This window comes from Amycolatopsis sp. NBRC 101858 (assembly GCF_030269325.1).
In the GTDB taxonomy this organism is placed as follows: Bacteria; Actinomycetota; Actinomycetes; order Mycobacteriales; family Pseudonocardiaceae; genus Amycolatopsis; species Amycolatopsis ponsaeliensis.
In genome coordinates, this window is record NZ_BSTD01000001.1 from 2,431,210 (window position 1) to 2,444,072 (window position 12,863).

The 12,863-nt window shown below is 69.9% G+C and carries 14 protein-coding genes; 6 read left to right on the top strand and 8 right to left on the bottom strand.

What is annotated here, in order from left to right; all coding sequences use genetic code 11:
- Window positions 1-69: 69 nt before the first annotated feature.
- From QSK39_RS11845 to QSK39_RS11860, 4 genes are read right to left on the bottom strand one after another with little or no spacing between them, the layout of a single operon-like run.
- Window positions 70-1,140: a hypothetical protein gene (locus tag QSK39_RS11845; RefSeq protein WP_285477651.1), complete on the bottom strand. Its 1,071-nt coding sequence runs from the start codon at window positions 1,138-1,140 to the stop codon at window positions 70-72.
- A gap of 5 nt (window positions 1,141-1,145) precedes the next feature.
- On the bottom strand, window positions 1,146-2,129 hold the full coding sequence (locus QSK39_RS11850) for a hypothetical protein (RefSeq protein WP_285477652.1): 984 nt from the start codon (window positions 2,127-2,129) through the stop codon (window positions 1,146-1,148).
- Window positions 2,122-2,445, bottom strand: coding sequence for a hypothetical protein (locus tag QSK39_RS11855; protein WP_285477653.1), 324 nt, complete (start codon window positions 2,443-2,445; stop codon window positions 2,122-2,124). Before QSK39_RS11855 ends, QSK39_RS11850 begins: the two co-directional genes overlap by 8 nt.
- Before the next feature lie 26 nt (window positions 2,446-2,471).
- Complete coding sequence (locus QSK39_RS11860; RefSeq protein WP_285477654.1) at window positions 2,472-2,990, bottom strand: YbaB/EbfC family nucleoid-associated protein; 519 nt, start codon at window positions 2,988-2,990, stop codon at window positions 2,472-2,474.
- 173 nt (window positions 2,991-3,163) lie between these two features.
- Between QSK39_RS11860 and QSK39_RS11865 the strand changes: the two genes are divergently transcribed.
- Together QSK39_RS11865 and QSK39_RS11870 are read left to right on the top strand one after the other, a co-directional pair.
- Window positions 3,164-3,505 (top strand): hypothetical protein, encoded by a 342-nt coding sequence (locus QSK39_RS11865; RefSeq protein WP_285477655.1) that lies wholly within the window; start codon window positions 3,164-3,166, stop codon window positions 3,503-3,505.
- 72 nt (window positions 3,506-3,577) lie between these two features.
- Window positions 3,578-4,315, top strand: coding sequence for a TetR/AcrR family transcriptional regulator (locus tag QSK39_RS11870; RefSeq protein ID WP_284743466.1), 738 nt, complete (start codon window positions 3,578-3,580; stop codon window positions 4,313-4,315).
- On the opposite strand, the gene QSK39_RS11875 is transcribed toward QSK39_RS11870, so the two are convergent.
- The 3 genes from QSK39_RS11875 to QSK39_RS11885 all read right to left on the bottom strand — a co-directional run bounded on the left by QSK39_RS11875 (window position 4,312) and on the right by QSK39_RS11885 (window position 9,296).
- The gene (locus tag QSK39_RS11875) at window positions 4,312-5,049 is read right to left on the bottom strand and encodes an SDR family oxidoreductase (protein WP_285477656.1); all 738 of its coding nucleotides are present in this window, start codon (window positions 5,047-5,049) and stop codon (window positions 4,312-4,314) included. The two genes, QSK39_RS11870 and QSK39_RS11875, sit on opposite strands and share 4 nt — an antisense overlap.
- Before the next feature lie 90 nt (window positions 5,050-5,139).
- Window positions 5,140-7,980, bottom strand: a complete 2,841-nt coding sequence (gene leuS, locus QSK39_RS11880; protein ID WP_285477657.1) for a leucine--tRNA ligase — start codon at window positions 7,978-7,980, stop codon at window positions 5,140-5,142.
- Between the two features lie 155 nt (window positions 7,981-8,135).
- Window positions 8,136-9,296 carry an esterase-like activity of phytase family protein gene (locus tag QSK39_RS11885; RefSeq protein WP_285477658.1) on the bottom strand — a complete coding sequence of 387 codons (1,161 nt, stop codon included), beginning with the start codon at window positions 9,294-9,296 and terminating at the stop codon, window positions 8,136-8,138.
- A gap of 66 nt (window positions 9,297-9,362) precedes the next feature.
- Between QSK39_RS11885 and QSK39_RS11890 the strand changes: the two genes are divergently transcribed.
- Complete coding sequence (locus tag QSK39_RS11890) at window positions 9,363-9,782, top strand: SdpI family protein (RefSeq protein ID WP_086685294.1); 420 nt, start codon at window positions 9,363-9,365, stop codon at window positions 9,780-9,782.
- Here QSK39_RS11890 and QSK39_RS11895 read toward each other — a convergent pair.
- The gene (locus QSK39_RS11895; protein WP_284743526.1) at window positions 9,779-10,360 is read right to left on the bottom strand and encodes a YqgE/AlgH family protein; all 582 of its coding nucleotides are present in this window, start codon (window positions 10,358-10,360) and stop codon (window positions 9,779-9,781) included. The two genes, QSK39_RS11890 and QSK39_RS11895, sit on opposite strands and share 4 nt — an antisense overlap.
- A gap of 202 nt (window positions 10,361-10,562) precedes the next feature.
- Between QSK39_RS11895 and QSK39_RS11900 the strand changes: the two genes are divergently transcribed.
- The 3 genes from QSK39_RS11900 to QSK39_RS11910 all read left to right on the top strand — a co-directional run bounded on the left by QSK39_RS11900 (window position 10,563) and on the right by QSK39_RS11910 (window position 12,860).
- Window positions 10,563-11,855 carry an MFS transporter gene (locus QSK39_RS11900; protein ID WP_285477659.1) on the top strand — a complete coding sequence of 431 codons (1,293 nt, stop codon included), beginning with the start codon at window positions 10,563-10,565 and terminating at the stop codon, window positions 11,853-11,855.
- Between the two features lie 142 nt (window positions 11,856-11,997).
- A complete protein-coding gene (locus QSK39_RS11905) occupies window positions 11,998-12,537 on the top strand; it encodes a YbaB/EbfC family nucleoid-associated protein (RefSeq protein ID WP_285477660.1) in 540 nt (179 codons plus the stop codon).
- On the top strand, window positions 12,537-12,860 hold the full coding sequence (locus QSK39_RS11910; protein WP_285477661.1) for a WXG100 family type VII secretion target: 324 nt from the start codon (window positions 12,537-12,539) through the stop codon (window positions 12,858-12,860). The genes QSK39_RS11905 and QSK39_RS11910 overlap by 1 nt, the downstream gene beginning before the upstream one ends.
- Window positions 12,861-12,863: the final 3 nt, after the last annotated feature.

A 12,863-nucleotide genomic window follows, 5' to 3' on the forward strand; every position in this document is an offset into this window, starting at 1 on the left:
AGCCGGACAGGGCATCATGTCGCCGGCGCCGATCACGTAGCCCCCCGAGTGATCGGCGTCGGCGGCGCCTCACTCCGCCGGGCGCACCGGCACCAACGCCAGCACGTGTTCGGCTGCTCCTGGGGAGATCTTCCCGGCCAACGGCCGATCGCTGCCGTTGCGGCGAACCGCGTGGACGGCGACGTAGTGGCGCGTGGCCTTCTTCCCCGAGGGCTCGATCGTCAGCCGGGCGAGGTCGGTGCGCCGCACCACGACGGGTTCGCCTTCCTTGGGGCGCCACGTCACCGCGTCGACCGTCACGGCGAATTCGCCGAAGTCACCCCGGTAACGGGTCAGGTAGAGCAGCACCCAGATCGCCACGGCGACCGGCAACGGGATCCCCGGCGGAATGTCGTAGAACGCCGGCGACACGAAGTCGGCGATGACGGCCAGCCAAGCCGTCCACAGGAACACCAGCCGGACGGCGGACGCTTGTTCGGCGCGGACGAGCGTTCCCGGCTGGTCGGCACGCCAGCGTTTGACCAGCAGCTTCACCGGGTTCGGCACGCCGAAGCCGCCGCGCCGGACGTTCTTGGAGTTCCAGCGGCTCAGCCCGGGGCGATGGCGCTCGATCGCCGCCAAGGCCTTTTCGGCCTCTTCGCGGGCCATCGACGACGACAGGATGAAGCCGTCCTCGGATTCGTGGCGGCAGTCGGGGTTCAGGTTGCGGAGCGCGTCGTCGTCCACGAGCGACACGGCGAGCGCGACCCGGTCTTCCGGTTGCCCTTCCCGGAAGACGAACCGGCGGACGTCGTCCCAGGGCAGGACGAGCGTCGTCTTGTCTTCGAGCGGCTGCCGGAACCCGTCGGGACCGAACTCGACCCGCGCGGTCACCATCCCGCCGTTGCGGCGGATGTACCGCCGCAGGATCGGCCGGAAGCAGAAGCACGCCAACGCCAGCACGCCGAGCGCGGGCGCGACCAGGTACACGACCGGGTCTTGGCTGCGGGCCCACACCAGCAACCCGGCCAGGACGGCGAACACGACGCCGAGGAAGGCCATGCACCCGACGGCCGTCCTCAGTTCGGCCGGCGGGTTGTGGATCGGCAGCCGGACCGGCACCGCCGCCGTTTCCGGCTCGCCGGGAGTCGTCGACACCACGGTGGCTAGATCGACCCGGAGATGCGCTGGGCGCCCGGCTGCTGGAAAACCGGCTCGGCGGCCGCGGTCTGCTTCTCGTTGTAGTGGTTCTCGCGGTACTCCTTGTCGGCCTCGTCGTAGGCGCCCGCGGTCTTCTTGCCCGCTTCCTTTCCGGCCTCTTCACCGAGCGCCTTGGGCAGCTCCTTGAGCCCGTCCTTGAAGATGCCCGGCGCCGCGTGAGCCGCGTCGCGCAACGCCGCGAGCAGCTTCTGGCCGACGGTCCTGAAGAGCCCGCTGAGGTGGTTGAACTGGCTGATGCCCTTCTGGAAGGCCCGCATGAGCTTCTGCAGCCACTCCGACATGCGCGAGCCGCACTCGACGATCTCGGCCGTCCCTTCGCCGGCCAGGCCGGCGGGCGCGGCCGGTCCCGGATACCGGGCGAGGATGCTGATCAGCTTGCCGATGCATTCCGTGAGCAGGTCCCGCAGCACGCTGCGCACGACGTTCAGGATGCTCTTGCAGACGTCGATCAGCACGGAGACGGCCTTCGCGCCGCCGGCGACCCCGGAGTACATGTCGCCGAGCTCGGCCGTGAACGCGCGATAGGCGTCCGCGCCTTGGCCCGTCCACTCCGCGCTGTCCGCCTTCACGGTCTCGAGGAGGTCCTTGGCGACCGCGTCGATCTCGTCGCTGATGTTGCCCCAGGTTTCCTGCATGATGTCGAGCTGTTCCTGGTTCCCCGTCACCCAGTCGAGCGGGGCGCGCAGGAACTCGACGTGCTCGATCAGCCAGCCGAGCCCCATGCTGGCCAGGCCGGCGATCGGGTCACGGAGGAAATCCATCACGCCGGCGGCGCCGAAGCCGAGGTTGAGCAGGCCTTCGGTCCAGTCGCCGTCGGCCGCCTTCGTGGCGGCGTCCCAGAAGTCCTGCGCCATCCCGGCGCCTTCGAGCGCCGAAGACCCTTCGTCGACCTTCTTCTTGGCGTCGGTCACCAAAGCGTTCTCAGTCAAGGCTGATCCCTTCGAAGTTCGCCTTGACGTCCTGCTCGTACCAGTCGACGTGCTGCGACCAGGTGCGGACGCGATCGATCTGCTCCTGGGCCACGTTCTTCGCGTGGCCGATGGAGTCGCTCCCCAGGGTCTGGGCGACGCCGCACAGCGCGCCGAGGCCGCACGCCTGGCCGATGAGGCCGAAAGCCATCGGGTCGACCACCTGGGCCGCCGCGTCCAGTGTCTTGGCGAACCGGTCGACGAACGGTTCGAGCTTCTTCGCGTGGTCCAGCAACTGCGCCGGCTTGATCCGGATGTCCGCCTGCGGGCTGTTCATCCTCTTCTCCTCCCTCGTTGCCCTGGTCAGCGCAGGTAGTCGCCGTCGCTGAAGTAGTCGTCGTCGCCTGCTTCGGGTTCACGGCGCACCGGGCGGGGCGGAGCCGGCTTCGGCTGCGCCGGCGGGGGCGGCTCCTCCTCCGCGATGAAGCGCGACCCATCGGTGGCCGGGGCCGCGTAGCCACCGTCCACGAACCCCTGCGGCTCGGGCTCCGGGTACTCGCGGTGGAGCTGATCGACCAGCTCGGTCATGGTCTCGGTGCCGGCGATCGACGGCATCCCGGTCTGGACGGCCTCCGCCAGCCTGCTCTGCGCGCGCCGGACGGTCCGCAGGATCTCGTCGGCGAGGTTCGCCTTCTCCCGCACCCCGGGCCCGATCTCCAGGCCGACGAGGTTGCCGAGGTGGTTGACCTCGACCGCTATCTGGCCGTCCTGGCTGCGCTCGGACACGGAGACCGTGCCCATTTCGGCCTGCATGCGGTCGCCCCGCTGCTTGGCCTCGGCGATCTTGGCGTCGAAACCCGCCAGCAACTGCTCAGCGTTCATCACGCGAACCTCCCCGTTCACGTCAGTAACCGTACGGCGACCGAGTGTGGCACATGGCACCGACAGTTGTGCGCGGTTCGGTGGTTTGTGACGAAGACCCCCGGGGTTTCCCCACCCGCCCGGGTGGTCAACCGGGTGTCCGCGCTGTTCAGCGGCTCATAGCGTCGGCTTTCATGAGCATCTCCGACTGGAAGCGGACGATCTACGCGCTCCTCGCGCTGCCCGCCTGTCTCGCGGGACCGGCGGTGCGGAGAAGGCTCGCGCTGCGTTGGCTGGGCGGCGAACCACGGCGTGGGGGCTTCCTGGCGAGCGTCGCGGCTTTCCCGATCGCCTTGCTGGTCTGGTACCTCGTCGGGCGGATCGCGACCTTCGGGTTCTTCTGGACCGAGGCCGGTGCCGCCGGGTCGTGGGGTGGGCCGTCGCTGATCGGGGCCTGGGTCGTGCACTTCTTCTGCGCTCTCGGGATGGCCGTCGTGGGCATGTGGCTGCTGCGGCCCCTGACGCGGACGTCCTGAGCTGCACCTTTTCGTTACGGCCGAGATCGCGTTAATGCAAGACTTGTCGTAGTAAGCACCTAGACTGTTCGGATGAGCCACCCCACGCGGAGGGGTCGCGCGCGTGCGGCTACCGAACAGGACATCCGGCGGACCGCCCGGAAGCTGCTCGTCGAGCAGGGGCCGGAGGCGGTCACCCTGCGTGCCATCGCGCGGGAGCTGGGGATCACCGCGCCCGCGCTCTACCGGTACTACGAGTCGCGGGACGACCTCGTCGAGAACCTGCGGCTCGACGTCTGCGCCGATCTGGCCGACGAGCTCGCCGAGGACATCGCCGAGCTGCCGGACGACGGGATCATGCAGCTCTTCGCCATCTGCAAGGGCTTCCGGCGCTGGGCGCTCACCCACACGAAGGAATTCACGCTGGTCTTCGCGTCGCCGACCGGCGGGGTCGGGTCCACTGCGGGCTCCGCGCTGAGCCGGGTCGACGAGCCCTTCGGCCGCATCTTCCTGGCCGCCGCCGGGCGGGTGCTCGCGCGGACCGACATCGTGCTGCCGTCCGCCAGCGGGGTGCCCGACGAGCTGCGGGACGACCTCCAGACGTTCCAGGAATCGCTGGTCACCGTGCTCGCCGAGTCCGACCGGGCGGTGCCGGTGGAGAAGATCGACCTCGGCGTGACGTACCTGATGATCCAGTTCTGGGCCCGGCTCTACGGGCACGTCACGCTCGAGGTCTTCGGCAACTACCCGATCCCGATGTCCAAGCCGGACGTCCTGTTCGAGGCGATGCTCATCGACCTCGCCCGGGAGATCGGGCTCTACACCGGCTAGGCCGCGTGGCCGCCGTCGACCGACAGCGTCGCCGCCGTCACGTACGCGCTGGCCGGCGACGCCAGGTAGGACACCGCGGCGGCCACCTCCGACGGCGTGCCGTAGCGGTCGAACGCCGTCAACCCCCGCTGGTCCGCCGCGTACGGGCCGTCGGCCGGGTTCATGTCCGTGTCCGTCGGGCCCGGGTGGACCAGGTTGACGGTGATGCCGCGCGGGCCGAGCTCCCGCGCCAGCGCCTTGGTCAGGCCGACCATCGCCGCCTTGCTCGTCGCGTACAGCGCCATGCCCGGGCCGGGCACGCGGTCCGTGACGCAGCTGCCGATCGTGATCACGCGGCCGCCGTCACCCAGGACGCCGGCCGCCGCCTGGGTCGCCGCGAACACACCGCGGACGTTCACCGCCAGCACGCGGTCGACGTCCTCGAGCGCGGTTTCGGTGAAAGCGCCGACGAAACCGACGCCCGCGTTGTTCACCAGCACGTCCAGCCGGCCGAACTCCGCCACCACAGCCGAAACGGCCGCCGACACCGCGTCCGCGTCCGCCGAATCCGCCTGGACCGCCAGCGCGCGACGGCCGAGGTTCTTGATCTGCTCGACCACCTCGGCCGCTCGCGCGCCGTTGTGCTGGTACGTCAGCGCAACGTCCGCGCCGTCCTCGGCGAGCCGCAGTGCCGTGGCCGCGCCGATGCCGCGGCTGCCGCCCGTCACCAGCGCCACCTTGCCGTCGAGGGTCATCCCCGGTTCTCCTTCGATCGAACGGATTTCCTTGACCGTTCAATCAAATCGGGGATGACCACCGAGCACCGGCGGCTTTCCGACGGAGCGCTACAGGACGATGTTGACCAGCTTGCCCGGCACCACGATCACCTTGCGCGGGGTGCCGTCGCCGATCAGGGCCGCGACCTTCTCGTCGGCCAGGGCCGCCGCCTGGACGTCGTCCGAAGCGGCGTTCGCGCCCACCGTCACGCGGGAGCGGACCTTGCCGTTGACCTGGATCGGGTACTCGACCGTGTCCTCGACCAGGTACTTCTCGTCCACCACCGGGAACGGGCCCTGCACCAGCGAATCCGCGTGGCCCAGGCGGTGCCACAGCTCCTCCGCCATGTGCGGGGCCAGCGGCGCCAGCATCAGCACCAGCGGCTCGGCCAGCTCGCGCGGCGTCGACGCGGCCGCGCCGTACGTCTTCGTCACGTGGTTGTTCAGCTCGATCAGCTTCGCGCCCGCCGTGTTGAAGCGCATCTCCGCGTAGTCCTCGCGGACACCGGCCACCGTGCGGTGCAGCACCTTGCGGTCCGCCTCCGAAGCGTCCTCAGTGGACACTCGCAGCTCGCCGGTGGTCTCGTCGACGATCAGGCGCCACAGCCGCTGCAGGAAGCGGTGCGAGCCCACGACGTCCTTGGTCGCCCACGGGCGCGACATGGCCAGCGGGCCCATCGCCATCTCGTAGAACCGGAACGTGTCGGCGCCGTAGTTCTCGGCCATTTCGTCCGGCGTGACGACGTTCTTCAGGCTCTTGCCCATCTTGCCGTACTCCTGGGTGACTTCCTCGTCGTTGAAGAAGTACTTCCCGCCGCGCTCCTCGACCTGCTCGGCCGGGACGTAGACGCCGCGCGCGTCCGTGTACGCGTACGCCTCGATGTAGCCCTGGTTGAACAGCTTCCGGTACGGCTCCTTGGATGTCACGTGGCCCAGGTCGAACAGCACCTTGTGCCAGAACCGCGAGTACAGCAGGTGCAGCACCGCGTGCTCGACGCCGCCGACGTACAGGTCGACGCCGCCGGTGTCGTCCGCGCCGTGCTCGCCGGGGCGCGGGCCCATCCAGTACGCCTCGTTTTCCGGCGCGCAGAACGACTCCGCGTTCGTCGGGTCGACGTACCGCAGCTGGTACCAGCACGAACCCGCCCAGTTCGGCATCGTGTTGATGTCGCGGCGGTACTTCTTCGGCCCGTCACCCAGGTCCAGCTCGACCTCGACCCAGTCGGTCGCGCGGGCCAGCGGGGACGACGGCATCGAGTCGCGGTCCTCGGGGTCGAACGTCACCGGCGAGTAGTCGGCGACCTCGGGCAGCTCGATCGGCAGCATCGACTCCGGGACGGCGTGCACCTCGCCGTCGGAGTCGTAGACCACCGGGAACGGCTCGCCCCAGTAGCGCTGGCGCGAGAACAGCCAGTCGCGCAGCTTGAACTGCACGGTGCCGACGCCGGTGCCGTCCTCGGCCAGGCGCTCGATGATCGTCTTCTTGGCCTCGGCGACGTCCATGCCGTCCAGGAAGCCGGAGTTGATCGCGGGGCCGTCGCCGGTGAACGCCTTGCCGTCGAAGCCTTCCGACGGCTGCACGGTCCGGATGATGTCCAGCCCGAACTTCTCCGCGAACTCCCAGTCGCGGACGTCCTGGCCGGGGACGGCCATGATCGCGCCGGTGCCGTAGCCCATCAGCACGTAGTCGGCGACGAAGATCGGGATCCGCTTGTCGTTGACCGGGTTCGTCGCGTACGCGCCGGTGAAGACGCCCGTCTTCTCCTTGTTCTCCTGCCGGTCCAGCTCGGACTTGCGGGAGGCGGCGACGCGGTACTCCTTGATGGCGTCGGCGGGCGTCGCCGCGCCGCCGGTCCACCGGGCGTCGACGTCCGCGGGCCACGCGTCCGCCGTCAGCTTGTCGACCAGCGGGTGTTCCGGCGCCAGCACCATGTACGTGGCGCCGAACAGGGTGTCCGGCCGGGTCGTGAAGACCTCGATCGCGTCTTCGCCTGCCTTGAACGTGACGCGGGCGCCGTGGGAGCGGCCGATCCAGTTCCGCTGCATGGACTTGACCTTCTCCGGCCAGTCCAGCAGGTCCAGGTCGTCGACCAGGCGGTCGGCGTACGCGGTGATCCGCATCATCCACTGCCGCAGGTTGCGGCGGAACACGGGGAAGTTGCCGCGCTCGCTGCGGCCGTCGGCGGTGACCTCTTCGTTCGACAGCACCGTGCCCAGGCCCGGGCACCAGTTGACCGGCGCCTCGGAGATGTAGACCAGGCGGTGGTCGTCGATGACCGTCTTGCGCTCGGCGGCGCTCAGCGACGCCCAGTCCTTCCCGCCGGGCACCGGGCGCGAGCCGTCGGCGAAGGCGGCTTCCAGCTCGGCGATCGGCCGTGCCTTGCCGGCGTCGGTGTCGTACCAGGAGTTGAAGATCCGCAGGAAGATCCACTGCGTCCAGCGGTAGTACTCGGGGTCGATCGTGGAGATGCGACGGCGTTCGTCGTGGCCCAGGCCCAGGCGCCGGATCTGGCGCAGGTAGGTCCGGATGTTCTCCTCGGTGGTCTTGCGCGGGTGCTGCCCGGTCTGGACCGCGTACTGCTCGGCCGGCAGGCCGAACGCGTCGAAGCCCATCGTGTGCAGCACGTTGCGCCCGATCATCCGGTGGTACCGGGCGAAGACGTCGGTGCTGATGAAGCCCAGCGGGTGCCCGACGTGCAGGCCGGAGCCCGACGGGTACGGGAACATGTCCTGGACGAACAGCTTGTCGCTGGGGACCGGCTGCCCCTCGACCGAGAGCGGCCCGACGGGGTTGGGCGCGTGGAAGGTGCCCTGGTCGGCCCAGTGGTCCTGCCACCGCTGCTCGATCTGGCCGGCCAGCGCGGCCGTGTAGCGGTGCGCCGGGACGTCGGTCCCTGTTGTCTCGGTCATCGCCGTCTTCCTTCGTCGCGAGGTACTCCAGAAACAACTCGACCCCTCAGCCACCAGGGCATGAGGGGTCGCCGCGCCGGCCGGGCCGGACCCGGTCAGCGCGGCAGGCTAAGGAGCAGCCGAGCCGTGTTCATACGTTCATCGTAACTTGCTGGTCAAAGCCGTTCCGAGGGGACCGCCAGTGCGGCGAACTGGGTGACCTGCGTGGCCGAGAAGTTGTTGTCGCTGACGATGATCAAGCTGCGCTCGCCGTTCGGCAGCTTCGGGCCCCAGGTCATGCCTTCCAGGTTGTCCACAGTGGACAGCCCGAGGTCGGCCGCGTCGAAGAGCAGGCGCTTCTTGACCGGCTTGACGTGCTTGGCCGCGCTCAAGGAGGGAACGTTCAGGACGTTCGTCGCACCCTTCGTGTCGATTTCGTAGACGCGGACCTTGTTGCCGACACCGGTGACGAACGAGCGTTCCATCATCAGGAACTTCGTCGGGTCGGCCTGGTCGACGGCCAGCATCGAGGAGACGCCGGTGGTGGCGAACGCGCCATCAGGGACCGGTGACGCGAAGATCGGCTCCTGCGGGTAAGCGTACTGCGCCAGGACCGGGCCGTAGCGCCCCTGCAGCGTGATGCGGGAGACGCCGCCGGTGGTGCGCGTCGACTCCGGGCCGTCCTGCAGCAGCGGGCCTTCGACGTCGCTGGCCAGCAGCGCGCCGAACCCGGTGAAGGTGATGCCCTCGAGGACGAGGTTCTGCCGCGGGCCGGCCGTCGGCGTCATCTTCTCGTTCGCGGGGATCGGCAGGTCGCGGACGTATTTCCCGTCGCGGCGCGCTTCACGGATCGACGGGTCGATCAACGTCGTCGCGGTGCGCTCGCCCTCCTGCGACCAGTAGTAGTCGCCGGTCCACGGGTCGACGCGCAGCTCTTCGGGGTCGATCGTCTGCTCGTTCTGCGGCTTCGAGGGGTCGTTCTGCGTGAGCGGCGGGTACGGCGTGCCGTCCGGGCGCAGCAGCGGCTTCGTGCCGGTGAAGGTGACCGGGCCGACGCCGTCCGCCGACACCGGGAAGGTCGCCGTGTAGAAGCGGGCGGGGTTGATCGCCGACCGGTCGTCGCAGATCAGGGCGTATCCGCCGGTCCGGGGGTCGTAGTCGATGCTGGAGAGGCCGCCGACCACCGTGCCCTGGAACAGCAGGGAGTTGGGGACGATCTGCTCGCCGAGCAGGCGAACCGGCCGCTGGTGACTCTCGGTGGCACTCGCCGGCGATGCGGCGAGGAGTCCCCCGATCAGGGCAGCGGTCAACACTGTGGGCAGTACTCGCGGTGACATGGCCTGTAGCACAGTCGGTCAGGGTATCCGCCAGGTTGCCAGGACGTCACGCTTATCCTTGACCTCGTGTTCGCTATCGCGCTGGTTCCGGTCGTGCTGGGTCTGCTCGTCGGCTTTGGTGGGTTCCTCGGTTTCCGCGAGCGCTTGACGCGCGAAGGCGGCACCGGCGTGCGCACGCAGGCCGCGCTGCGCAGCGAAGAAGCGTTCAAGCTGGCCAACCGCGTCGCGGGGCTGCCGACCATGGCCGGCGGCGCGATCTCCGTGCTCACCGGGCTGGCCGGGCTCGCGATGCCGACGACCGCCGGCCTGGTCTCCGCCGCGCTCGCCGGGGTGCTCGCCATGCTCGTGCTGGTCATGGGCGGCGGCGTGCTCGGCAACCGGGCCGCGCTGACCGTGCCCGCGCCGGCTCCGGCGGCGCCCGCCGGCTGCAGCGGCTGCGCGTGCGGCGCCGGCGGCTGCGGGGTCTTCAAGAAGGAAGACGCTTAATTCCGTTGGAGGTCGCCCGGATGGGTGGCCAGCAGCGCCAGGGGGATGCCCTGGCGGCGCAGCACCTGGCTCCACAGGTCGCCGCTCGGTGAGGCCAGGATGTCGCTCGGGAGCGCGGGCACGATGACCCAGTCGTCGCGTTCGATCTCACCGGCCAGCTGACCCGAGTCCCAGCCCGCGTACCCGGCGAAGACGCGCACGCCGCGGACCTTCGGCACCAGCACTTCGGGATCGGTGTCCAGGTCGACCAGCGCGACCGGGCCGCGGACCGCGATCACGCCCGGCACGCTCGCCGCCGTCTCGCCGGTGCGCAACGCGGCCAGGCACAACGCGGTCTTCTTCTCGACCGGCCCGCCGACGAACACCGCCTGCGGCTCGGCGACGTGCCCGCCCCAGTTGGGCAGGACGTCGTGCACGGCGACGTCACTCGGCCGGTTCAGGACCACGCCGAGCGTGCCTTCGTCGCGGTGATCGATGACGAACACGACGGTCCGCCGGAAGTTGGGGTCGACCATCGTGGGGGCGGCGACCAGGAGCGTTCCCGGTTCAACCTCGGCGTCCGCTGGCACGCGACCTATGATCCCACCCCAGGCCTGGTGAATTACTTCGGCTCGGGAACAATCGCCCCAGCAGCCTCGTTTGAAACAGTGGTCGGCGCACTCCGTGTCCCCCGGGCTCACTGAAGAACCGCCTTTGTGGAATACCGTCCGGCAGGAGCCACACTGCGCATAGCCGCCGAGAGGCGACCTCAGTGCGCCGGCCACCCTCTACTCTGGCTCCGTGACGATCAGTGCCGGTGCGAAGACCGCCCGAAGAGGCCCTCGGGAGCTGCTCAAGGATCCCGACTTCCGCCGCCTGCTCTTTACGCGCTTCGCCGCCAGCTGGGGTGACGGCGTCTTCCGCGCGGGCCTGGCCGGAGCCGTGCTGTTCAACCCCGAGCGTGCCGCCGATCCGCTGGCCATCGCCGGTGGGTTCGCCGCGTTGCTGCTCCCGTACTCCGTCGTCGGGCCCTTCGCCGGTGCTCTGCTCGACCGCTGGGACCGGCGGAAAGTCCTGATCTTCGCGAACCTCCTGCGCGGCTTGGCGATCGTCAGCGCGTCCGCCGCCGTCGGCTTCGGGTTCGGCGGGATCGGCCTGTTTTCGCTGGCACTGGCCGCGGAAGGCATCTCGCGCTTCATCGGCTCCGGGCTTTCGGCGTCGCTGCCGCACGTCGTCGAAGAAGAGAGCGTCGTGACGGCGAACGCCTTCGCCACGACGCTCGGCTCGTTCATGGCCGTCATCGGCGGCGGTTGCGCGATCGGCCTGCGGGCGCTGTTCGGCAGCAACGACCTCGGCTCGGCCGAGACCACGGTGTTCGCGGTGCTCGGCACCCTCGTTTCGGCGTTCATCGCCCGCGGTTTCGCGCGCGGGGTGCTCGGGCCGACGGTGGTCGACGAGCCGCCGAACCCCGTCCTGGCCGTCGCGCGAGGGCTGGCCGACGGCGCGAAGGCCGCTTGGCGCGCGCCGAGTGTCACGGCCGGGTTCATCGCGTTGTTCGCGCACCGGGCGTCGTTCGGGGTGTCGCTGCTGGTCACCGTGCTGCTGATGCGCAACTACTTCACCGACCACGGGATCTTCCGCGCCGGTCTGCCCGGGCTCGGGCAGATGGCCGCGCTCGCCGGGGCCGGGATCCTCGTCGCCGGCCTGCTGACCGCGCGGTTGATCCGGAAAGTCGGCCGGCTGCGCGCGGTGCTCGGTTCGCTGGTGCTCGCGGCGATCGCGCAGTCCGCGCTGGGCCTGCCGATGCTGCTGCCGCTGGCGCTGCTCGCGTCGTTCGTCATCACCGGGGCCGGGCAGGTGCTGAAGCTCTGCGTCGACTCGTCGATCCAGCTCGACGTCGCCGACGAAGCCCGCGGCCGGGTGTTCGCGCTGTACGACACGCTCTTCAACATCACGCAGGTGGCCGCGGTTTCGCTGGGCGCGCTGGTCGTGCCGGACGACGGACGTTCGCCGGGCCTGCTCATCGCGGCGACCGTCTGCTACCTCGTCGGTGGAGCCGGGTACGTGCTGGCGCGGCGACGCGCGATTCGCTGAGGCAAACACCCGAACCGGTCACGGTCACTGCTCCATTGGCATTAGGGTGACGGCAAGGGATTAGTAGGTTCGAGGGACACCGGGGGCACCTGTGACCACCGCGGGCGACGACCGTGCACGGCTCGAAGCACGCAATGCCGCGATGAAGGACCAGATGGACACCCTCCTGGAAAACTTCGAGCGGCAGACCGCGCAGCTGCGTGACGCGCAGGCCGCGGCCGCGGAAACGACCGCCCAGGTGAATTCCCCCGACGGCCTGGTCCGCGCGACGATCGACGCCGGCGGCAACCTCGCGAAGCTCGAGTTCGCCCCGAACGCCTTCGAACGCACGACGCCCGCGCAGCTCGCGAACACTGTCCAGACGGCGGTGCGCCAGGGATCCCTGCAGGTCAAGCAGAAGATCGCGGATCTGATGGCGCCGATCACCGAAGGCCTGCCCGACCTCGCTGACCTCGTCGAAGGCGCGCCGTCGCTGGCCGGGCTGGTGCCGCCGATCCCCGAGTTCGTCGAGTCGCCCGAGGAGGCGCCGCGGCCGGAGTCGTTCGAAGACAGCGGGTCGATCCTGCGCAACGAGGCCGTGCCGCCGCCGGTGCCCGCCCCGAAGCCCGCACCCAAGCGCGTCCGCCCGCCTCGTGACGAGGACGAGGAGCCGCCGTCGTCCTGGATGACGAGGGGCGACTGATGCCCGACGGGGGCTCCGGCTTCACCGCGGAACCCGACGCGGTCCTGCGCGCGTCGAACGGCCTGACCACGGCAGCGGACGGCCTGGACAGCGCGCTCAAGACGTTGCAGGGCGCCCTCGACGCGCAGGGCGCGTGCTGGGGCGACGACGACTCCGGCAAGGAGTTCGCCAAGGACTACGTGCCCGGCTCGCAGGGCGCCGTCGAAGGCTTCGCCAACCTCGTGCAGGGGTTGCGCGGCATGCAGCAGAACGTCGCCAAGTCGATGAAGGCGCTCTCGGGCGCCGACGAAGACGTGACTTCGCAGCTCGGCAAGGGGCAATGACCC

Coding starts and splice junctions, on each gene's coding strand:
- QSK39_RS11855 (WP_285477653.1), bottom strand. CDS start 2,445: ATGAACAGCCCGCAGGCGGACATCCGGATCAAGCCGGCGCAGTTGCTG.
- QSK39_RS11860 (WP_285477654.1), bottom strand. CDS start 2,990: ATGAACGCTGAGCAGTTGCTGGCGGGTTTCGACGCCAAGATCGCCGAG.
- QSK39_RS11865 (WP_285477655.1), top strand. CDS start 3,164: ATGAGCATCTCCGACTGGAAGCGGACGATCTACGCGCTCCTCGCGCTG.
- QSK39_RS11870 (WP_284743466.1), top strand. CDS start 3,578: ATGAGCCACCCCACGCGGAGGGGTCGCGCGCGTGCGGCTACCGAACAG.
- QSK39_RS11875 (WP_285477656.1), bottom strand. CDS start 5,049: ATGACCCTCGACGGCAAGGTGGCGCTGGTGACGGGCGGCAGCCGCGGC.
- leuS (WP_285477657.1), bottom strand. CDS start 7,980: ATGACCGAGACAACAGGGACCGACGTCCCGGCGCACCGCTACACGGCC.
- QSK39_RS11885 (WP_285477658.1), bottom strand. CDS start 9,296: ATGTCACCGCGAGTACTGCCCACAGTGTTGACCGCTGCCCTGATCGGG.
- QSK39_RS11905 (WP_285477660.1), top strand. CDS start 11,998: ATGAAGGACCAGATGGACACCCTCCTGGAAAACTTCGAGCGGCAGACC.
- QSK39_RS11910 (WP_285477661.1), top strand. CDS start 12,537: ATGCCCGACGGGGGCTCCGGCTTCACCGCGGAACCCGACGCGGTCCTG.